Source organism: Psychrobacter lutiphocae DSM 21542 (assembly GCF_000382145.1).
Classification (GTDB): Bacteria; Pseudomonadota; Gammaproteobacteria; order Pseudomonadales; family Moraxellaceae; genus Psychrobacter; species Psychrobacter lutiphocae.
Window position 1 is genome coordinate 1 of the sequence record NZ_KB907666.1, and the last position, 21,783, is coordinate 21,783.

General features: G+C 45.2%; 15 protein-coding genes and 1 pseudogene. 7 read left to right on the top strand and 9 right to left on the bottom strand.

Annotated elements, in window-relative coordinates:
• Positions 1-576: pseudogene (locus H140_RS16445) on the top strand (zinc ribbon domain-containing protein); the annotation flags it as partial.
• Here the strand turns inward: H140_RS16445 and H140_RS0112290 are convergent.
• The 5 genes from H140_RS0112290 to H140_RS0112310 all read right to left on the bottom strand — a co-directional run bounded on the left by H140_RS0112290 (position 568) and on the right by H140_RS0112310 (position 9,757).
• On the bottom strand, positions 568-2,079 hold the full coding sequence (locus tag H140_RS0112290) for an efflux transporter outer membrane subunit (RefSeq protein ID WP_019673959.1): 1,512 nt from the start codon (positions 2,077-2,079) through the stop codon (positions 568-570). The pseudogene H140_RS16445 and the gene H140_RS0112290 sit on opposite strands and share 9 nt — an antisense overlap.
• 183 nt (positions 2,080-2,262) lie before the next feature.
• Positions 2,263-3,381, bottom strand: a complete 1,119-nt coding sequence (locus H140_RS0112295; protein ID WP_019673960.1) for an ABC transporter permease — start codon at positions 3,379-3,381, stop codon at positions 2,263-2,265.
• 1 nt (position 3,382) lies between these two features.
• A complete protein-coding gene (gene rbbA / locus H140_RS0112300) occupies positions 3,383-6,223 on the bottom strand; it encodes a ribosome-associated ATPase/putative transporter RbbA (RefSeq protein WP_019673961.1) in 2,841 nt (946 codons plus the stop codon).
• Between the two features lie 254 nt (positions 6,224-6,477).
• Positions 6,478-7,692, bottom strand: coding sequence for an HlyD family secretion protein (locus H140_RS0112305; protein WP_019673962.1), 1,215 nt, complete (start codon positions 7,690-7,692; stop codon positions 6,478-6,480).
• A gap of 148 nt (positions 7,693-7,840) precedes the next feature.
• Complete coding sequence (locus H140_RS0112310) at positions 7,841-9,757, bottom strand: ABC transporter ATP-binding protein (RefSeq protein ID WP_019673963.1); 1,917 nt, start codon at positions 9,755-9,757, stop codon at positions 7,841-7,843.
• Between the two features lie 173 nt (positions 9,758-9,930).
• On the opposite strand from H140_RS0112310, the gene H140_RS0112315 reads away from it, so the two are divergent.
• Positions 9,931-10,818, top strand: coding sequence for a membrane protein (locus H140_RS0112315; RefSeq protein WP_019673964.1), 888 nt, complete (start codon positions 9,931-9,933; stop codon positions 10,816-10,818).
• A 227-nt stretch (positions 10,819-11,045) separates the two neighbouring features.
• Positions 11,046-11,843 carry an SDR family oxidoreductase UcpA gene (gene ucpA, locus H140_RS0112320; protein WP_019673965.1) on the top strand — a complete coding sequence of 266 codons (798 nt, stop codon included), beginning with the start codon at positions 11,046-11,048 and terminating at the stop codon, positions 11,841-11,843.
• Positions 11,844-12,035: 192 nt separating this feature from the next.
• Here ucpA and H140_RS0112325 read toward each other — a convergent pair whose 3' ends face one another.
• Both H140_RS0112325 and H140_RS0112330 read right to left on the bottom strand, forming a co-directional pair.
• On the bottom strand, positions 12,036-12,983 hold the full coding sequence (locus H140_RS0112325) for a D-2-hydroxyacid dehydrogenase (RefSeq protein WP_019673966.1): 948 nt from the start codon (positions 12,981-12,983) through the stop codon (positions 12,036-12,038).
• A gap of 234 nt (positions 12,984-13,217) precedes the next feature.
• Entirely contained in the window at positions 13,218-14,168 is a 951-nt protein-coding gene (locus tag H140_RS0112330; protein WP_019673967.1) for an NAD(P)-dependent oxidoreductase, read from the bottom strand.
• A 739-nt stretch (positions 14,169-14,907) separates the two neighbouring features.
• On the opposite strand from H140_RS0112330, the gene rapA reads away from it, so the two are divergent.
• From rapA to H140_RS0112345, 3 genes are all read left to right on the top strand, one after another.
• A complete protein-coding gene (gene rapA, locus H140_RS0112335) occupies positions 14,908-17,790 on the top strand; it encodes an RNA polymerase-associated protein RapA (RefSeq protein ID WP_019673968.1) in 2,883 nt (960 codons plus the stop codon).
• Between the two features lie 135 nt (positions 17,791-17,925).
• Positions 17,926-18,393: a Cys-tRNA(Pro) deacylase gene (gene ybaK, locus H140_RS0112340; protein WP_019673969.1), complete on the top strand. Its 468-nt coding sequence runs from the start codon at positions 17,926-17,928 to the stop codon at positions 18,391-18,393.
• Between the two features lie 102 nt (positions 18,394-18,495).
• Complete coding sequence (locus H140_RS0112345; protein WP_019673970.1) at positions 18,496-18,864, top strand: 5-carboxymethyl-2-hydroxymuconate Delta-isomerase; 369 nt, start codon at positions 18,496-18,498, stop codon at positions 18,862-18,864.
• A 759-nt stretch (positions 18,865-19,623) separates the two neighbouring features.
• On the opposite strand, the gene H140_RS0112350 is transcribed toward H140_RS0112345, so the two are convergent.
• The gene (locus H140_RS0112350; protein ID WP_320158062.1) at positions 19,624-20,433 is read right to left on the bottom strand and encodes a class I SAM-dependent DNA methyltransferase; all 810 of its coding nucleotides are present in this window, start codon (positions 20,431-20,433) and stop codon (positions 19,624-19,626) included.
• 19 nt (positions 20,434-20,452) lie between these two features.
• Positions 20,453-21,292, bottom strand: coding sequence for a thiaminase II (gene tenA / locus H140_RS0112355; RefSeq protein WP_455233764.1), 840 nt, complete (start codon positions 21,290-21,292; stop codon positions 20,453-20,455).
• Between the two features lie 302 nt (positions 21,293-21,594).
• On the opposite strand from tenA, the gene H140_RS15960 reads away from it, so the two are divergent.
• Positions 21,595-21,783 (top strand): hypothetical protein (locus H140_RS15960; RefSeq protein ID WP_156819188.1); only part of this gene is annotated, 189 nt, incomplete at its 3' end.

The following is a 21,783-nucleotide window of genomic DNA, read 5'->3' on the forward strand; positions in this document are numbered from 1 at the left end:
GAATACACCAAAGGTAGCGGTGAATTACTTGGCTTACACTCTCAAACCATTCAAGCCATTAATGAAACCCACGCCAAAAGCCGTAAGCAGTTTAAAAAAGCCAAACTGAACTGGCGTACCAATCGTGCCGATACCAAACGCAAAGCACTTGGCTGGATACCCTTTAAAAAATCCGCCATCAAGCATATTGCCACACACCAAACAGGCAAAAAAGGCTTAATATCAATCATACAGCTATCATTAGCTAAGGGTCAAACATTAGCTAAGGGTCAAACATTAGCTAAGGGTCAAAAGTTAGCCAAGGGTTAAAAGTTAGTTATTGACCTATGGGATAGCTACAACCTGTCTCTATATCAAATCAATACGCTTGAGATAGTAAATAAACGTTACACCACCCAGACTTGCTCACACTGTGGCAAAATAAGCGATAGTAGTCCGAAAGGTAGAGCATCTCTTGGGATAAGAGAATGGAGGTGTGCTAAGTGTGGCACATGACATGATAGAGATATCAACGCCAGTAAAAACATTCTTGCGGTCGGGCTTGACCGTCTTGCGGAAGGTATACCTTCAGTTTAGCGAGGGGAGGAAGTTAGTGGTATAAAAAGTAGGTTGCCAACCTCCGCCTAAGGCTTTATAAATATTTAATAGCATATTAGCCCGTGCCAGTTGCGAGTCAACCATAAGCTCTTGGATTTGTTCAAACTCAATTTGGGCATCCAGAGCTTTGTCTAGGGTTTGATGACCATAACGAAAAAGCTTTTCGGCATCGGAGGCTCTTTTTTGGGCATGCTGATAAGCGGTATTGAGTAGGGCATTTTGCTCATCTAGCGCATGATGGGTTTGATAAGCACTATCGACCTCGCCCAGAGCTTGTAAAATGCTCTTATCGTATTCAAGTAACGCAGTTTGTAACCGTGCATCTGCCCCTTCTATATTGGCTTCAATACGCCCATTGGTAAAGATGGGCACATTAATGCCGACACTTAGTAAGCTGCCCCAACCTTTTAAATCAGGAGCATCACTGTCGAGCTCAATACGCCCGCCTTGACCTAAGAAGTTAATCGAAAATCTGGGTAATAAATCGGCTTCAGCGCTGGCAAGTTTTGCTGAGTAGGCTCTAATTTGCGAGGCATAAGCACGAATGTCAGGACGACGCTCAAGCAGTCCAGGTGGGGTTTGACCACTGGGTGCTTGTGGCTGAGTTGCTAGGATGTTGTTACTGGCTTTGGGTAATACAAACCCTTGGGGTGTCTGACCTGTCAACACAGCGATACTGCGAGCATGGGCATCACGTTCAGCCTGTAATGTACTCATTTTGGCACGAGCCGCATTGAGCTTGCTTTGAATATTATTGACTTCTTGGATACTGACATCACCAGCATTAAAGCGACCTTTGACATAACGCTCATAACGGGTCAAGGTAGCAATGTTTTGTGCCGCTATCTGTTGACGCTGCTCTGCTGCACGAGCAGCTAAGTAATGCTCTGCAATCTGATTGGCAACCAGCAGCTGTGCTCCATAGATTTTTTCTTGCATGCCCATGGCTGCATAGTAGGCCGCATCGGCATCACTTTGCTTTTGCCCAAAGATGTCAGGCTCCCAAGAGGCAGAAAATCCAACACTGGCATAGCCTGCATTAACATCACGGCGGTCGTATAAATCGGAAACACCTGGTAGAGGAATGGGAGTGTTACTAATAAAGTCATAAAGCTTGCCATCTTTAGACGGCTCGACAGATCCAGTACCGATACCCACAGAGCCACCTATACCCGCTTGTGGACCTAGATTGGCGTTGGCTAAACGGCTGATGGCCATCGCTTCTTTTAAGCGGCTTTCAGCAATACGAATGTCATAGCTATTCTGTAAGCCTTGAGTGATTAATTGACTGAGCAAAGGGTCATGCCAGTTTTGCCACCATTGTGTGATTTCTTGGCTGCCTTGAGCGGCTTTGGCTTTATCAAAGCTTGCAGGAATAGGGACTTCACTGCTACGTTGAACTTGAGTACCTTGCGGAGTCTGACAGGCATTAATGAACAAAGCGAGTGTGGTCAAAGTTGCTATTTTTGATAAGCGGTACATAGCTTTATCCTTTTTGTATAAGAAATGCTTTTTATATAAGAAATGCGGTATGAGTTGTAATATGAATGATGCCAAAGCAAAAACATCACACCTTTAAAGTCAACAGTCAACTATTTAAATGCTTGATTTAAGTGCTTAAGTTAAGTACTCAAAACCCAAGCAGTTAGGTTCTTAGTATGTGGCTTATCCTAAGCGCTCTAACATGGTCTTGAAGCGCACGAGTGCAAATATCAAAAAGGCAATACCTATAATAGTCATTACCAATAATTCTGGCCACACAATATCTATACCAGCATTACGAAACAATACGTCTTGAGCGAAACTAACAAACTGAGTGGTGGGCCAATATTCACTGACAGTCTGTGCCAGCTCAGGCATATTGCTGCGGGGCGCAGTAGAGCCTGAGAATAATAACGCCACCACAAATATAGGCAACATCAATAGCCCAAACTGAGGCATACTTGGGGCGATGGTCGCCAGCATAATGCCCAATGAGCAGATAGAGAATAAATACACCACCACTCCAAACCCATATAGCAGTAGAGAGCCATTTAGAGGAATATCTAAGAAATACTGCACAAAAAAAGTCATTGAGAGCATAGAGGCACACAAGATAACCAAGCCATTTGCTAGTATTTTTGACAGCACAATCTCAGCGGCTGAGACAGGCATAACTAATAAATGCTCAATAGTGCCTCGCTCACGCTCTCGAATAACAGCCGCCCCCGATAGCACAATCGCCAGTAGCGTAATCATATTACCCACCTCCATCACTGGCATATACCAGCGGCTTTCGCCATTGGGGTTGTACATAATATTTAACACAGGTTTGACAGCCATTGGTGGATCGGCTTGTTGCAGAAACTCACTGACCTGCTGATTGAAAATTTGGGAAATATAAACTTGTCCTACCCCAGCTTGGGTCATGGTGGTGGCGTCAATTAATAGCTGGACTTCAGGTTTAGTGCCTGATAAAACATCACGTTCAAATCCAGGAGGAAACTCGAGAACAAAGATAAGCTCACCCTTGTCCATTAAGCTATCAACTTCTTCGTGTTTGATGTCGATAGGCGGCTGGAAAAATGGCGGTTGCAAGGCATCGCGTATCTGATAGGTGAGGGTAGTACGGTCATAATCGACTACCCCCACAGGCGCATTACGCACATCGGTATTAATGCCCTCGGCGACGGTATAAATGGTCACGGTGAATACCACGCCGATCATAACCACCAGCATCACATCTTTAAATAAACTGCGCAGCTCTTTGAGTGTTAAAGTGCGTAAATTTTTTAAAAAGCGCATATTACACCTCCTGCTTTTTTAGAAAAATACAAGCAAGGGTGATATAGACCAGTGCAAATAATACTAACATCAGGTATTCGCTACCGAAGCTTGACCAACCTAAACCTTTGGTAAAACCACCAATACTAATGCGTTGATACCAAGATGCTGGAAACCCTACCCCTAAGGCATAAGCAATATCATTCATACTCGACAACGGATACAGCAGTCCAGAGTAGTTAATGGTCGGGATAAGGGTGACAATCGCAGTGACGAATAAGGCGGCCACCTGTGAGCGCACAACGCTTGAGACCAAGAGTCCTAGTCCAGTAGAGACATAAATCAGTAGAAACGCCCCAAATGACATGGCAGACAATGAGCCTTTTAAAGGCACTTTGAATATAAATATTGCCATAAGTACCAATAAAGCATAATTTAGCAAGCCTATAATGACGTAAGGCAATTGTTTGCCTAATAGGTATTGTGCAACGCTGGCAGGTGAGGAGTATAGGTTTGATATGGATCCAATCTCACGCTCACGTACCACCCCTAGTGCAGTCATCATGGCTGGAATAAGCATCAGCACCATCATTAGTACACTGGGGACGACCGCATTAATACTTCTAAAGTCTTGGTTGTACATAAAGCGAGGCACCATGGAAGATGCAGGTCTTATATCAATAGGTAATCCTGTCTCTTCAATACGGTCCTTGATATAGGTAGTCATGATACCGCCAATATAGCCTTCCATATTCGCAGCATTAAAGGGCAATGAGCCGTCAATATAAAAGCTCACTTCAGGCTGTCGCATTGCCACCATGTCTCTGCCAAAATCTGGCGGTACATCGATGACAAGCTTGGCCTCCGAGCTTTTTAGCACTTGCTCGGCCTGATCTATGGAGTGGACTGGTGGCTGAGCCACAAAGTACTCTGTTCCCGAGAAGTATTCTTCTAACTGGCGGCTTTGCGCAGACTTATCTTGATCTAGCATCGAAAAGGGTAGGTTGTTAACATCAAAAGAGATACTCCAACCGGTCATCACCATTAATATGAGTGGTCCTGCTACCGCAAAGAACAATCTTATTCTATCTCGTCTAAGCTCTTTGCCCTCTCGACTGGCGAAGGTTAAAAGTGTCGAAAACCAATACCTTAGGGTGTCAGTTTTATCTGACTTGGCTTGACGGGCAGCATCTGCGCTATTGTCTTCATTATTAATCTTGATTGCCCCCAGCTCCGTCAGTGCGTCATCTTGCTCTTGGGCTTCAGCAGGATCATCAACATAATCGCTATCGGGATTGTTTTGCTTTTCATCATCGATAAGATAGCGTACAAAAGCCTCTTCTAGCGTAGGCGCTTGCTTATTTTCGGTTAGCTCTTCAGGCGTACCGACACCCAGCACCCGACCACGGTGCATAAACGAGATGCGGTCACAGCGGCTCGCCTCATTCATAAAGTGAGTCGAGACAAAGATAGTAATTTTATCTTCTCGAGAAAGCTTGAGTAAGTGTTGCCAAAACATATCCCGTGCGGCAGGATCTACCCCTGAGGTGGGTTCATCCAAGATTAATACTTCAGGTTGATGCAGACAAGCGGCTGCCAGTTGAAGTCGCTGCTTCATGCCCAGTGACAGAGACTCAGGTAGCGTGTCTTCTGCCTCTTTTAGTCCAAACTGCTGCAACATCTGTTCAACCGCTTGACGACCACGCTTGCCTTCTATCTGATACAGACGCGCGTGGAGCTCAAGGTTTTGGCGTACGCTAAGTTCGGTATACAAAGAGAAGGCTTGCGACATATAACCAACACGCATCCGAGTAGACATGTCGTTGGCATCAATAGATTGCCCCAGCAGCTTCGCACTGCCTTCGGTGCTGTCAATAAGACCTGTCAGCATTTTCATGGTGGTTGACTTACCACAGCCATTAGAGCCCAAAAAGCCGAAAATCTCGCCTTTTTCAATACGAAAGCTAACATGATCAACAGCAGTAAAGTCACCAAAGCGTTTGGTAAGACCGTCCGCCTCAATAGCAGGGGGCGAGTTGGGGTCAGGCTTAAAAGGGGTAAGGTGCAGCGCGCCAGCTTGCTGCTGCTTTTCTTCTGGTAATAATTTAATATAGGCTTGTTCTAGGGAGTCAACATCATACTCTTGCAGGACGGTCTTAGTCGGCTGGTTGATGAGCAATTTGCCATCGTCCATCGCCAGCAAATGCTCGAAGTTCTCTGCTTCATCAATATAAGCGGTGGCGACCAATACGGTCATACCCTCACGCTCAGCTCGTAAATCCTCAATCAGCGTCCAAAACTGACGCCGTGCTAAGGGGTCTACCCCAGTGGTAGGCTCATCTAGGATGAGTAAATCAGGGTTATTGACCAAAGCGCAACATAAGCTAAGCTTTTGTTTCATCCCTCCCGACAGCTTTCCAGCAGGACGGTCGGGGAATGGGGTGAGCCCAGTCGCTTTTAATAACCGATCAATACGCTGCTTTCTTTGTTGAGCATTTAAACCAAACAGACGTGCATGAAACTCAATATTTTCATAGACAGATAAGGTCGGGTAGAGGTTATGCCCAAGACCTTGAGGCATAAAGGCAATACGTTTGAGCATCTGCTCTCTATGCTGTTTATCAGCCATATCCTTGCCAAATACGGTGACCGTTCCGTTTTGAATGATTTTTACCCCAGCGATAAGAGATAATAAGGTAGACTTGCCCACCCCGTCTGGACCGATAAGCCCGACAGTAGTTCCTCTTGGAATGGTGAGTGATATCTGCGCTAATGCTTGTGTCTTATCATAATGATGCGACACATCTTGTACAGCAACAGCAGCCGACTCACGGTCTTTATAATCATTATCAGCTTGTATCATTAGTTTACTCGTAAATCCAATTTTACAGTGATGAATTACCCCACTTTCTTACTATCTCTTAAGCTAGTCTCTACCTAATACCTTTTCTGAAAAATAACCTATCTTTGTCAAACTCGCTAAACCTACTACTTGTAGCGTTTGCACTCGTTTTCCTCGATAGCTTAATTTTTAGATTTGGTATAAGTATTCTTCTAAGATGCTCTATACTCAGTGCTCTATACTCAGTGCTCTTGGCTCAGGTTTTCTATTAGCGTTTATGAGTTATCTCCAGTGCTATTATTCGCTGCTGATGCGGTGGTTGATGTAGTGGCTGAAGACGGGTTGTTAGTGTCTGTTGTTTGCTTTGGTGACTGCTTTGAGCTTTGCTCTGATGCCTGTTCCGAAGCGTGGTTAGTAGCTGTTGATGATGCTTCAGATAGGCGCACTTGTAAGTTTTCAGGCCATGCGACATCGGCACTGCTTCGCACATAGCCATTACCCGTCATGCCCCCTTTTAGCAGGCCTTTATATTGTAAGGCAGTATCAGCAGGCAGCTTGAGGCGTACCTTAAACATTAGCTTCTCACGCTCATTTTGGGTTTCCACTGATTTAGGGGTAAACTGCGCTTCAGTTGCGATGTAAGAAACTTCGGCTGGCCATACCATATCGACCCCATCTAGGATAATGCGAGCTTCATCGCCTACTTGTAAAGGGCTCATCTGCTCATTGGGTAAGAAAATATTCATATACACATCAGAGGTGTCTAATAAGCTGACCACCTTATTACCTGCGGCAATCACGCTACCGACTTTGGCAATATGATACTCAACCCGTCCAGCTTTTGGACTGCGAATAGACATATCATCATTGGCTGAAGCTGCCGCAGTTTCTTGCGCTCTAGCTTGTGCTACGCCTGCTTGCGCTTCTGAGATTTGAGCGTCCAGTCTACCCAAAGCGGCAACTGCTTCAGAGCGTGCTGCTCTTGCTGCCTGTACGGCAGAGACTGCTCCATTGTAAGCGGCTTGGCGTTTGTTTAGTTCGGAGGGGGAGATAAGGTTTTCACGGCGCATTTGACGGGCATTATCAAGCTCCATCTTGGCCACTTTTTGTTGTTCCACTCTGGCAGCGATTTCGGCTTCAGCACGGGCAACTGCTTGTTCGCCTTGAGCTTTTCCTGCTTTTGCTTGAGACACCAGCTGCTGTGCTCGCTGTTCACCAGCTTGAGCAGCTGTAAGTTGGCTTTGGCTTTGTGTTGATGATAGTTTAGCCAATAGTTGATCTTGCTCTACATCTTCCCCTTCCTCTACTAAGATATCTTCTACTCTGCCAGGATATAGGCTAGCAATATCAAAGCGCTCTAATTCCAAACGACCGTTTGAGCTGACAATACCTTCTGGTAGCTTTGAGTCTGAATGGAGTTGTTGCCATAAAAAAAGCCCAATAATAGCAACAGCAAGTAGCAGAATGATGAGCCATAACTTATTCTTCATAACAGTTCCTATGCAGTCTTTTTTAAGCCAATATTTTTATTATATGAATAATGAATATATGTTAATAAGTATATACTTGACCTTGCTTAATTAGAAGAGAGGTGGTTTAAGTTTTGTTATGCGTCATACAGTCATAAATCGCATTATCCTAACCCTCATCTTCACCCAAGAAACCGCCACTTTGACGTTCCCAAAGACCAGCATAGACGCCATTGTGTGCCAATAACTCTTCATGGCTACCCTGTTCGATGATGTGACCTTTATCCATAACCACGAGGCGATCAAGTGCGGCAATGGTAGATAGCCTATGCGCAATAGCAATGACCGTTTTGCCTTCCATCATATCATTGAGGCTTTCGGTAATGGCATGTTCTACTTCAGAGTCCAAGGCACTGGTCGCCTCATCTAGCAGTAATATCGGCGCATTTTTTAGCATCACTCGAGCGATGGCGATACGTTGACGTTGACCACCAGATAGCTTGACACCACGCTCACCAACTTGAGTATCAAGCCCACGATTGCCTTTGGCATCATGTAGTTCTTGGATAAACTCCCAAGCCTGAGCTTTTTTACAGGCTTCAATGATTTCTGCATCAGAGGCAGTAGGGCGACCATAAGCAATATTTTCACGCACAGTACGATGCAGTAATGAGGTGTCTTGAGTTACCATACCAATTTGTTGACGCAGACTTTCTTGAGTGACTTCGTCAATGGCCTGATCATCAATAGTGATACGCCCTGAATCCACATCATAAAAGCGTAACAGCAGATTGACTAAGGTAGATTTACCAGCACCAGAGCGCCCAACCAAACCGATTTTTTCTCCAGGTTTGATGTCTAGATTAAAGTTGTCGAGAAGCTTTGTATAACCTGAGTTGCTAGCAGGTATCTGTAAGTCATCTTCGGCCGTAGCAACTTTAAGCCCCATGTTGGCTTTAGAGGAACCCTCATACCCAAAGTCAACGTTTTCAAATTTAATACGACCTTCAGTAACGATCATTTCTTTAGCATTTGGGGCATCGACTACCTTTTGCGGAGCAGACAAGGTGCGGATACCGTCTTGAACCGTACCAATGCTATCAAATAACGTCGCCATTTGCCACATAATCCAGTGCGTCATGCTATTTAAGCGCAGCGCCATGGCGGTTGCCATTGCCAGCGCCCCCACACCGACATCGCCACGTTGCCACAAATATAGACCAATAGCAGCGGTGCTACCAATCAAGGTGATACTCACCACGTGGTTTACAAACTCAAGTGTCGTTACCCAGCGCATCTGAGCATGCACCGTACCCAAAAACTGTTTCATGGCTGACTTGGCATAGCCAAGCTCTCTGCGTGAATGACTAAATAGTTTGACGGTCATAATATTAGCATAAGCATCGGTAATACGGCCTGTCATTAAAGCACGGGCATTGGCTTGGATGCTGGCAGTTTGTCGTAATTTGGGCAAAAAATACCATAAGGTCAGACCAAACATCACTATCCATAAAGCGAATGGTATTAAGAGCAGGCTATCAAGCTGAAACAAAATAATGCCACTGGTGATAAAAAACACCATGACATAAGTCATCATATCGACCACAGTCAAGATAGTGGCACGAACAGCTAACGCAGTCTGCATTACCTTGGCTGAGACCCGACCAGAAAACTCATTTTGATAAAACTCCATCGATTGACCCAGCATGCGCTTATGAAACCGCCAGCGCATCTGCATTGGGAACACCCCTTGGATCACCTGAAAGTGAACAAGCGAAGCAAAACCTACCCAGAAGGGACTTAAAATAAGCACCGCAAACATCAGTGTCAACGCATCACTTTTCTCAGCCCAAAGTGTGCTGGGGGTATAGACACCCATCCAGTCAACCAGATCACCAATCCACGCATACAGCAAGGCCTCATATACCCCAATGCCTGCGGTAAGTATCATAAATAGTACCAACCACTTGCGCAGACCATAGGTACAGGCCCACAAAAAATTCATCAGTCCTTCTTTTGGCAGTGGGACCTTGTTTTCTGGAAATGCCGATAAACGGGTTTCAAAAAAGTTAAAAAGCTTATTCATAGTATGGCTATGTTGTTATTTTAAAATTATGTTTTATGCAGTATGTGCGAAAGATTTGGTGCTAGTCAATTCAATATAGTGTTTATTATTGACTTAAAAAAATAAGAAGAGCAAAAAGGCCAATTAAAAGGTAATATATTGTTACATTTTATTTTATTTGAGATTGACTTTCCATGAGCTATCTAATCATCGCAGTGCTTTGTAGTGTCTCTGTCTCGGTACTACTAAAGGTGTTACGTCAGAAAAATATTGATATTCGCCAAACCATTGTTGCAGGTTATCCAGTCGCCTTTTTATTAACTTGGACCTTATTAAAGCCAGACTTAAGCGCTACGGATAACCTGCAACATACTTGGAGTATCATACTATTATTAGGGGTATTATTGCCGTTAGTGTTTGTTATTTTAGGTCGTGCAATTGACACCGTTGGTATTATCGCTACCGATGCGGCACAGCGGCTGTCATTAATAATTCCGATTATGGCAGCGTTTGTCTTATTTGGTGAAGCGCTTACCACTCAGCGTATCCTTGGTATTGCTATTGGCTTTTTGGCGCTAGTGGCTTTGGCTTATCGTAAGCCTGAAATTGAGCAGGCTGACAAGGCATCCAGCGCCATTGCGCACCCTCACAAAAGCATCTGCGCCTTGCCTGTTGGCTTTTGGCTGGTTTCTGTCTGGCTTGGCTATGGCGTTATTGATATTTTGTTCAAACAGGTGGCAAAGCAGGGTGCAGCCTTTCCGTTAACCTTATTTATCGTCTTTGGTATCGCTGGAATTTTGCTGTTTATCTACTTGCTGCTAAATAAGACCCGCTGGCAGGGCAAGGCATTGGCTTCAGGGCTGGTTTTAGGTATATTAAATATGGGTAATATTTATGCCTATATCAAGGCACACCAAGCCTTATCAGATGCGCCAAGCGTGGTATTTACGGGTATGAATGTCGGAGTGATTGCAGTTGCGACACTCGTTGGGGTGCTTGCGTTCAAAGAATCGCTTAGCAAGCTCAATATGCTGGGCATTGCACTGGCGATAGCCTGTGTGTTGGTATTATTTTGGGGATAAATAGAGGGTGGTAGCCAGCTTAGCTCTCTCAATACCAACCCAGAGAACCCCACTAAGTAGCTGATCCCGCTATCCGCTGCTATCTGCCAGTCTTAGCAAGGCGGTGCGCTAAGCCCTTGGGTGTCTCTTGCTTCGCGAGCCACCCAAGGGCAAGCGCCCGCAACTTGCTAACTCTAGCAGTATATCCGCTACTATTCGGATTAAATCTAAAGCAAGAGGATATGATTATGGCAAAATTAACTGATAAAGTAGCAATTATCACAGGTGCGGCAACAGGTCTAGGCGAAGGCATTGCCAGTGTCTATGCCATGTATGGCGCAAAAATCTGTATGGTTGATATGTCTGATAGCGTTGAGCAAACTGCCGAGCGTATTCGCAAAGAGTATCAAGCTGAGGTCATCACCTACATTGGTGATGTCACTGATAAAGCGCAAATGAAGGAAGCGGTTAAGCAAACCCTTGATGCCTTTAGCAAGGTGGATATTGCGTGTTGTAATGCTGGGGTGTGCCAATTAGCGCCATTTGAACAAATGAGCGATGATATGCGTGACTTCCATATCGATGTCAATATCAAAGGGGTGTGGAATACGTGTCAAGCAGTCATACCGCAGATGCTAGAGCAGGGTGCAGGCAGTATTGTGATTGCGTCATCGGTGACAGGTGATTTGGTCGCTGATGCAGGTGAGGCGGCTTATGCCATGACCAAATCTGCTTTAGTGGGTCTAACCAAGTGCCTCGCGGTAGAATATGCTGATAGAAACATTCGGGTTAACTGTACACAGCTTGGTTATGCGCGTACGCCTATGGTTGAAAAAATGGCGTCAGAATCAAACCCTGATGATCCAGAAGAAGCCATTGATTCAATTGCGCAATCTGTACCGATGAAAAGACTGGCAAAACCGACTGAAGTTGGGGAGCTATTTGCGTTCTTAGGTAGTGATGAGTCGAGCTATTTAACAGGCTCGCAAGTGGTAATCGATGGGGGCGCTACTTTGCCTGAAACCATTAGTATGGGTACGGCTTAGCCCAAAAATCAAACCGCCCGTTGCCCTAAAAAGCGGTTTAGCCCTGACGGTAGCGGTATCCTGACGCAAGCAAAGGCGATGCGGACTGTGGCTAGCGGTAGTGTCGAGGTAACAGCAATACCGCTAGCGACTAGACCGCACGCCTTTGCTCAGGCAGATACAAGCGAACGGCAGGATTGGCTACAAACTATCTTAATAACGCTTTATAAACTCACTCACCTGCTCACTTAATATCTCCCACAGCTTCTCTTGGGCGGCTTTACTGCCCCACGCATTGTGCGGGCTAAAGATGACTCTTGGGTGATTGGTTTTTGCCAATTGCACCAGTGGGTCGTCTTGTGTCACAGGCTCTTGCTCAAACACATCGGTCGCATAGCCCAGTACTTGTTCATTTTGCACCGCCTCTGCCATCGCTTGTGAATCAACCACACCGCCTCGGGCAAGGTTTACCACCAGTGGGTTTTTGTCCATTTTGGCTAAGGTGTTTGCGTTAATCAAATGCTTGGTTTCGTCAGTCAAGGGGGCATGCAGGCTGATGACATCGGACTGTTTTAATACGGTTTCAAAGTCCGTATAGTCGTCATTGCGTGGGGGCTTGCCTTGATGTTCTGCCCACAGTACGGTCATGCCAAAGGCGCGGGCAATCTCAGTGACGCGCTTACCAATAGTGCCAACTCCGATAATACCAAGGGTTTTGTCTTCTAGGTCAATCAAGGGCACATCCATTAAGCAAAAGCTACCAGAGTCTTCCCAGCTACCATCAATGACTTTGGTGTGGTAGTGAAGCACCGCACGTAAGGCACTTAGCATGAGCAAAAAGGTATGTTCGGGGACACTTTTGACGGCATAGCCTGCCACGTTGTATAGCTCGACATTGTTGTCTTTACAGGCATCGGCATCGACGTTGTTCATGCCAGTTGCCGTCAGTTGAATGAGCTTTAGGTTGGGCAGGGCTTGTATGATGTCACGATCTATCATTACTTTGTTGGTAAAGATAATGTCGGCATCTTGACAGCGCTCGATAATCAGGGCGTTATCTTGCTTAGTATCGCCATACACTTCGTAGTCTGTCACGCCCTCAGGCGCAGGCAAGTCCACACTGTCCAAAAACGTCCCTCTGTCTAAAAATACAGCTTTCATTATAAGATCCTATTGTCTTGGATAAGTTTTGGCTGTGTCAGACAGCCACTATAAGCGGTAGTAGTCAGGCCAGTATAGCAAGGATAGTCACCGTATTTAAATCGAGGCTGTCGCATCGTATAGTCACAGCCTTATAAAAGAGTTACAGCGTTAACCTCGTTTAGCCTACTTCAGTAGCACTTGCACTCGGTTGCCTTGTAACTCATTTATCTGACTACAACTATAGTTATGAGGTTAGGCGTGTTTAGTAACAAACTCATTGACTTGTTGACTCAATATGCGCCACAGCTTAATCTGTGCAGCGTCACTACCTGCCCCATGATGAGGGCTCAAGATAACACGGGGATGATGCTGTTTTGCCAGTTGAATGATGGGGTCATTCTCACCAGCTGGCTCTTGTTCAAAGACATCAGTGGCATAGCCGAGTACCAGTTCATCATTGATGGCTGTGGCTAGTGCCTTTGTATCGACTACTTGACCTCGTGCGACATTGACCAGTAAGGGCTTTTTGGTCATTTTGGCAATAGCGTCTTTGTCGATAAGGTGATAGGTATCTTCGGTTAATGGACAGTGTAGGCTAATCACATCTGAGGTGCTAAGTACGGTATCAAAGTCGGTATAATCATCACTGCGTGGAGACCGACCTTTATGTTCTGCCCAAAGTACATTCATGCCAAAAGCACTGGCAAGCTCCCCCATACGTTTGCCAATAGCTCCCACGCCAATAATGCCTAGGGTTAAGTTTTCAAGGTCAATCAAAGGCTCGTCCATAAAGTAAGCCTGTCCTGTTTGATACCAGGTGCCATCAAGGGCAGCTTGGTGATAATGGATACCCGCACGCATGGCATTTAGTAGTAACATAAAGCCATGCTCAGCGACACTGATGCTAGCAAATCCTGGAACGTTAAATACGTCAACGCCATGTGCCTTGCATGCCTCTTTGTCAATTTGGTTTGAGCCAACGGAAGTCACCTGAATCAGCTTTAAGTTAGGTAGTGCTTCGATGACCTCTCGCTCAATCATTAGGGTGCCGACAATAATAATATCTGCATCTTGGCAACGTTCTATAATGACTTGATTGTCTTGAGGGGTGCTGTGATAGACAAGGTACTCGCTGAGTTTTTCAGGTTGTGGTAATTCGATGTTATCGGCAAATCTTTTTTTGTCTAGTAAGACAGCTTTCATGCTTATACTCCTTTATAGTTAGTTTGAATTCAAATTGTTAGTTTGAGTTAAATTGTTAGTTTTGAGCTAAGGTGTGCTTTTATTTTAGGGTATCTATAACTAAGCTAGCACACAAAGCGCTTATGTTTTTTTGTATCAGTTATGCGCTACTAGAAGGCATACAACCCTTAGATCTCTTAATATTAAAATAGGCAGAATATAAAAAAATCGAATAAAGCATTCGACTGCCACTCTAGAGCTTGATGTTAACGAAGATGAGTTTAAAATCAGATATACTATACAAATCAAAAACTTATAACTCATTTAACTAAATAGCTTTGAACGAAATGGCTTTTTGTTAAATTGTCGTATGGATGGTACAAGTTGACTTTTTTTATTTTGTACCCTTTGTACCCTTACCTTTAAAATGGGCTAAAAATAGCTAAATCTTGGAAGACATCTCAAAGGGCTGGTTAGCCAAATAGTAGGAATAGGCTGATGTTCCCTACATGATTATCCTTGTTTGATTGCGATGCTTAATAGCAGTTTATCTTGTTTTTTGTCACTATTTTTAATATGAAGACACCTCCAAGTATAGAAATTACAAATTTTGACCTCATTAATCTAGGCAGAGAGTCGTTATTATCCTTTATAATATAGAGATAACGATATAATGAGTTATGAATAACGTCGTGCAGAGTCACCTTGTAGAGAATGGCGACGTAAAACCCTACATTTTAATAAAAGAACTGACTGCTTTATGACAATAGCCGCTTTAATTCCTGAATTCGCCGTAGGTCAACGTTATTTATCAGACACAGAGGCCGAGCTTGGCTTGGGTGTCGTTATTGATGTTGATGATCGTTGCGTGCATATCTTATTTGCCCAAAGTGAAGAAACGCGGGTATATGCCAAGAACTCTGCGCCCTTGTCCCGAGTGACCTTCAAGGTAGGTGATGAGATAACCGATCAAGAAGGCAACAGCCATATTGTGACTGGTGTTGAAGAGGTGATGGGGGTGGTTAAGTATTTGGTAGAGGGTCATCCTAGAGGTATCATGGAAACCCGACTGGCCGCTAATATTACCTTGGCCAAGCCCTTAGAGCGTCTGCTGGCAGGTCGTGTTGAGCGTGGCGACTGGTATGAGTTGCGTCAAGACATCCTGCGCATGCAGTCAGCCTTAGCAGGACATCCGCTCAAAGGCTTGATGGGTGCACGCGTCGATATCATTCCGCATCAGTTGTATATCGCTCACGAAGTGGGTAAGCGTCTGGCGCCACGGGTATTATTGGCTGACGAAGTAGGCTTAGGTAAGACTATTGAGGCTGGCATGATTATCCATCAGCAGCTGTTGACTGGTAAAGCGCAACGGGTATTAATCTTAGTCCCAGACAGCTTGCAGTATCAGTGGATGATTGAGATGCGTCGCCGCTTTAACCTGAATTTTTCGTTATTTGACCTCGTACGTACGGCGGCGATTAAAGAGCACAATCCAGACCAAAACGTATTTACCACAGAGCAGTGCATCATTGCCAGTCTCGATCTGTTATTAGACCACCATGATTTGTATGAGCAAGCGATAGAAGCAGGTTTTGATCTGTTGGTTGTTGATGAAGCGCATCACTTGCACTGGGATCCAGAGCAGGGTGGTAATGACAAGTATGAGCTGGTTGCCGACTTTGCGCATGAAACGCCTGGCGTATTATTGTTAACGGCGACCCCAGAGCAATTGGGTATTGAAAGCCATTTTGCACGTTTGCGTCTATTAGATGAAGACCGCTTTGATGATTTAGATGACTTTATTGCCGGTCAAGCAGCCTTTGCTGATACGGCAGCAGTGGCTGAGATTTTGATGGATGATAAGCCATTGACTGACGGTCAAATTAAAGCCCTGACTCATTTATTGGGATTCAACGATGCAGATGAATTTGCCGCTATCAATGAAGATGACAAGCTGCGAACTTATGCGCTTAATCAATTATTAGACCGTCATGGCACAGGTCGCGTCTTGTTCCGCAATACACGTGACAGTGTGCAAGGTTTCCACGGTCGCACCAGCCGTCCGCATCCATTGCCTTGTCCAGATGCTTGGATTGGCAACTATCAAACTTGTGGTAAGTTGCGTGAGCAGCTGTGGGGTGAAGAAAATCAGCCCGATGGCGGTTGGCTTGAAGATGACCCCAGAGTACCTTGGTTGATTAACCTATTAAAAGGTGAGCTAAAGCAACAAAAAGTATTGTTAATTGCCCGCAGTGGTGCCACGGTAGAGAGCCTAGAGGCGGTATTGCGTCTGCATGCTGGCATCAAGACTGCCATCTTTACTGAACAAATGACCTTGCTTGAGCGTGACCAAGCGGCGGCCTTCTTTGCTGATGAAGCAGGGGCTCAGATTTTACTGTGCTCTGAGATTGGCTCAGAAGGGCGCAACTTCCAGTTTGCCAGTCATTTAGTATTATGGGATTTACCGGCCAATCCAGATACGCTAGAGCAGCGTATCGGTCGCCTAGATCGTATTGGTCAAAACAAAAAAATCACCTTGCACGTACCTTATATTGAAGGTACTGCACAAGAGCGTTTGTACCACTGGTATGACGGTGCTCTGAATATCTTTAATCAGATTTCACCGACTGCACAAACGGTGCAAGAGCAGTTTATTATAGATCTAAAGCCTTTGCTTGAAGGCGAAAATACAGCGGATAATCGTCAAGCTTTAAATGACTTAATCGATGAGGCCAAATCACTACGCCTAGAGCTAGAAGCACAGTTGCAGTCAGGTCGCGATCGTCTGCTTGAATATAACTCGTGCCGTCCACGTGTGGCAGCCCGTATTGCCGATGCCATGAGTGATTTTGATGCCAATAATCTGTTACCCGCCTTTTTAGGCCGTTTCTTCTCTTCGGTCAATTTAGATCACAGTGTGCAGCGTGATGGCTCTTGGGTGGTTCACCCACCAGAGGCAGAAAACAGTCAGCACACTGATGTGGATAACCTGCCAATCTCAGAAGACGGCATGACTTTGACCTTTAAGCGCAGTCAGGCCTTGATTCGTGAAGACATGGACTTTATCACCCATGAGCATCCATTGATGCTGGCGATTTATGACATGGCCAACTCTGGCACCTTTGGTAATACCACAGTGGCGATGCTCAAGAGCAATACCGTACCAGAAGGTATGCTGCTGTTAGAGGTCAACTTTAGAGTGACCACCATTGCGCCAAAAGTTCTTAACTTAGCGGCTAATTTGCCAACTCAAAACTTACGCGTATTCTTAGGCGAGCAGGGCGGTGATTTAGCAGATCGCATTACTGCTGATATGATTGTGCCGCACATTGAGCGTCTGGACAGAAACCGTGCCCGTCAGGTGATTAAGGTGCGCAGTGGTGTGATTGAGTCTCGCTACCATGATGCCGAAGCCATTGCGCAAGGTAAATTGGAAGATATCAGCGCTCAAGCCTTGGCACGCTTTAGTCAGGTGTGGGAGCGTGAAATCAGCCGCCTGAAGCAACTACAACAGGTTAACCCGAACGTACGCAATGAAGAAATTGAGCGCCTAGAGAGCTTAAAAGCGCAAGGCGAGCAGGCATTAAATAACTTATCATTAGTACCAGACAGCATTCGGGTGTTGGTGGCAGTTAAGCCTTAAAGCTTGTAGTTGCTTAATCTATTGATAGTTAAGACACTTAATCTCTAGCCATTAGACGAGAGAGATAAGAACTTATAACGCTGGGCTTTTATGATAATCTGTCATAAAAGCCCTTTTGCCAAGAGAGTAACGCTTATGACCCCAGCTGTCAATTTAGCCAAAAAACTCAAACTTGATTACCAAGTTCATGAATATCATCACGATGCCAACGCCGAATCTTACGGACTAGAGGCCGCTGACAAGTTAGGCTTACCGCCAGAGCAGGTGTTTAAAACCCTAGTGGTAGCAACCGAAAGTGATAAACTGGCAGTGGCAGTATTGCCCGTGAGCCACACCCTAAACTTCAAAAAGATGGCCAAAGCTTTGGGAGCCAAAAAGGTGCAAATGGCCGATCCAAAAGTTGTTGAACGTACAACGGGTTATGTCCTTGGCGGCGTCAGCCCACTGGGACAAAAAAAGCGCTTGCCAACCATCTTGCATAACAGCGCCGAATCATTAAGCGTAATGCACGTCAGCGGTGGGCGTCGTGGGCTTGAGATTGAGTTGCCACCTGTGCAGTTGGCTGGTGCCTTATCCGCCAAATTTGCTGACATCATTGATTAACACATGTGATTAGCATATATGATTAAAACGGATGATTCATACAAACCGACCTCTAACCGAGACAACAACCACGCCTAAATCATCATAAAAAAGAGACCTGTTATGCCACACCTTATCGTTCAAGCCAGCGCCAATGTCAAAGTCAAAAATCCAGAAGGCCTATTAAAAAAGCTCAATAGCACTCTTTGGGAGACTGGTCACTTTGGCACACCACAAGCGATCAAAGCCCGCATGCTCGATGTCGATACCTTTTTGGTCGGCACCGATGACCACCAGCAAGCTGAGGGCTTTGTTTATTTACAGCTGCGCTTAATGCCAGGACGCAGTCAGCAAATCCGAGACGACATCGCCGACAAGCTATTGGCCTGTGTACAAGATGAGCTGGGCGCTGACCAATCGGGACGAGTTACCATCCAATATTGTGTGGAAGTGGTGGAGTTAAGCGAGGCTTATCGCAAAGTTCGGGAGTGAATTAGAGCATATCCCTAATAAAAAGTAGCTTAATATCAAGGAGCCAATCTTGCTTTACGCTACTATCTGCCGCTCTCATGGCGTGCGGACTATCGTAGCGAGAGTCGTTACTGCTACCACGACACCGCCTCTCGCCACAGTCCGCAACGCCATGAGCTACGTCAGTATATCCGCTTCAATCAAGGCTAAACCGCACCTCCGATTCACATTACGTGCGCAAAACCAAAATCCATCCAAGCCACGATTCACATAAGGTTTGGCTCCCTTCCTTTCTCAAAGGAAGGGCTGGGGATGGATTTGTCTTTAGCCAAGCACAGCTTGACTCTTGCGAAGCTAAAAAGCTCCCCCAGAGCTTTTATTAACGTTTCTTAGGGCTGGGGATGGATTTTTTCACACTTGCACGATTTGTAGGTTGGCGTCGAGGTACGAGACCCAACATTTTGACGTAAGAAATGCGTTTTATTTATGCCTTGAATGTGGCCTTGGGGTGCGGTTTAGCCCCGACAGTAGCGGATATCCTTGGACGACCACTGGCTTGCAGTGACTTGGTTAGGAGTGGTCGCTCGTATGTTGGAACGCTCCTAGCCAATAGTCACTGCGCCAGTGGGTGGTCAAGATATGAGTGGATGGCGGGATTGGCTCCAACAGGTGTTGGATGCGAATGGTAGCACATTGCAAATATATGATCCGCTGGGTGTCGTTACCGCTACGCCAGCCATATATTAGAAAGATTTTACTGGAGTTGTTTAACTATTCCGATTAACTTTTTTGTGCACAAATCGCCACATAATCGCCGCGATCATAACCGTCAATGACGTCTTGTACTTTGTCATTGGCAAACATAGGATGGGTCAACAGCGTTTGGGCATATTTAAAGTTGGTTAAGCCAGCAGCTTGCATCAGCTCAATTTTCTCATCTGAGGTGCGCCAGTTTGCAGTGCGTACCAGCTCGATAGGGTACGGGTCTTTGGGTGAAATCTGCGCCAAAAGCTGGTGATCCCAAGTACCAACAGCACTGGCTAGATTATATAAGCTGGCAAAGCCACTTTCTTTTGGCACATCGATCAAAATGAGCTTACCGCCAGGCTTTAACGCCGCACATGCTTTATTGATGCATAAGGCTAGGTCGCTAATATAGCTGACACTGCCGTTAAACATAATAATATCAAAGGTGTTTGGTTCAATGTCAGCAGCTTCTGCGGTATTTACCTCGACATTTAAGCCACGCTTTTTGGCGATTTCTGCCATATCTTTTGACGGCTCAATACCGTGCTTGATATGGATGTCATAGTCTCTTGCCAGTAGCATCTCAAATAAGCCACTGCCACAGCCGATTGATAAGATGTTGCTGTCTTTGTCCAAAAAATGGGCAACTAGTTTTAATTCGCTCAGCAGTAGGTTTTCGTTCTCCATAAACCAGCTGTCATAAGCATTAGCATGTTTGTCAAATACGGCCATGATTCTCTCCTTGGTTGTTTTTTGATAAAAAGTTATCGTGCTATTGATGCGTTTGTTTTGATTGTTAATGATTGATTGTTGATTGTTGATTGTTGATTGTTGATTACTGATGGCTTGATTGACTCATAGATTAGGATAAATCTAATGCCATCTGCCAGAAGTTAACCTCCATCCGTGAGGCGGTATTAAATAAGCGCTGGAACTTAGCTTGTTGTGCAGGGTTGGCATCTTTGAAGTGGCTATTAATGTGCGCCTCATTTTGGGCAGTGACCGCTTGAAACTCATCACTGGCAAACACATCAATCCATGCCTGATAAGGGTTGTTCTCGACATAGTCTTGTGCTTTTAAGCGCTGTCCGATTTCACCATAACCCATCATGCAAGGGGCTAGAGCAGCATACAGCTCGGCCAATGAGCCAGCCATAGCAGCATCGAGTAGATAGCGGGTATAAGCGATGGTGGCAGCTGACTCTGGCGTATTTTCAACCTCTTCAAGAGGAATGCCCCACTGTTGGCAAAAGTCCAAATACATGCCAATCTCTAGATCCAGCATGGCATTGATGCCGGCTTGACCTACACGCATTTGCTCCAAATTGTCACTTTTATAGACGCTTAGTGCCATGACTCGGGTGTAGTGCAGTAGGTAGTGGTAATCTTGCTTGAGATAATGCTGGAAGCTTTGTTTCGGCAAGGTGCCGACCGCCAGCTGAGTGACAAAGTCATGCTGGATATAGTCTTGCCAAGTTGGGCAGTTATCACGTAGGGTTTGATAGTTCATAACGCTTATTTGTTTCCAAGAATGGGTGGCTTGTCTGGGTATGGTTGGAGTTTGCTCTGGGGAGCTGTGAGCCAGATGGAAACAAGGTAAGCGAGGACACAGAGCAGATATACTCTGTGTAAAGTGGGTTAGGTTTTGCTTGTTTCCTACGTCAGTATTAACTGCTTCAGGTTCACGGGTGACTCTCAGCAAGGACCAGCTTTCAATTCAAAAATCTTGAAAGTATGATCCAAGCACCCCGACAAGAGTGTTTATCGTCAGCGAACTACTAAAGAGTTACAGTGTTAACCTCGCTAAGCCTACCTTTGTAGTACCTGCGCTCGGTTGCCTTGTAACCATTTTAGACTTCTTTGACTATAATTAATAATTGTTATCATAGGCAGCTTTCTGTTGCTTTGCAAGTCAGCTGTTCCTTTATAAGCTTTTTTCGTAAACTTATACCAATTCTAAGAAATAATATATAATAAATTATTATTTACTATTACGACGCCAGTATGCCAAAAATAACGCCTAGAAATCATAAGTTAAGCGATCACGACTTTCTGAAGCTATCAAAAGTTGAATCTAAACCAAGAGCACGGGGCAAACTGCTTATATTACATCAACTCAGTCAAAACAAATCCTTAGAAGGCATAGGTAAAGACTTTGGCTATCATCCTCAAAGCATAGGTATCATCAGAAAG

Coding starts and splice junctions, on each gene's coding strand:
- H140_RS0112290 (WP_019673959.1), bottom strand. CDS start 2,079: ATGTACCGCTTATCAAAAATAGCAACTTTGACCACACTCGCTTTGTTC.
- H140_RS0112295 (WP_019673960.1), bottom strand. CDS start 3,381: ATGCGCTTTTTAAAAAATTTACGCACTTTAACACTCAAAGAGCTGCGC.
- rbbA (WP_019673961.1), bottom strand. CDS start 6,223: ATGATACAAGCTGATAATGATTATAAAGACCGTGAGTCGGCTGCTGTT.
- H140_RS0112305 (WP_019673962.1), bottom strand. CDS start 7,692: ATGAAGAATAAGTTATGGCTCATCATTCTGCTACTTGCTGTTGCTATT.
- H140_RS0112310 (WP_019673963.1), bottom strand. CDS start 9,757: ATGAATAAGCTTTTTAACTTTTTTGAAACCCGTTTATCGGCATTTCCA.
- H140_RS0112315 (WP_019673964.1), top strand. CDS start 9,931: ATGAGCTATCTAATCATCGCAGTGCTTTGTAGTGTCTCTGTCTCGGTA.
- ucpA (WP_019673965.1), top strand. CDS start 11,046: ATGGCAAAATTAACTGATAAAGTAGCAATTATCACAGGTGCGGCAACA.
- H140_RS0112325 (WP_019673966.1), bottom strand. CDS start 12,983: ATGAAAGCTGTATTTTTAGACAGAGGGACGTTTTTGGACAGTGTGGAC.
- H140_RS0112330 (WP_019673967.1), bottom strand. CDS start 14,168: ATGAAAGCTGTCTTACTAGACAAAAAAAGATTTGCCGATAACATCGAA.
- rapA (WP_019673968.1), top strand. CDS start 14,908: ATGACAATAGCCGCTTTAATTCCTGAATTCGCCGTAGGTCAACGTTAT.
- ybaK (WP_019673969.1), top strand. CDS start 17,926: ATGACCCCAGCTGTCAATTTAGCCAAAAAACTCAAACTTGATTACCAA.
- H140_RS0112345 (WP_019673970.1), top strand. CDS start 18,496: ATGCCACACCTTATCGTTCAAGCCAGCGCCAATGTCAAAGTCAAAAAT.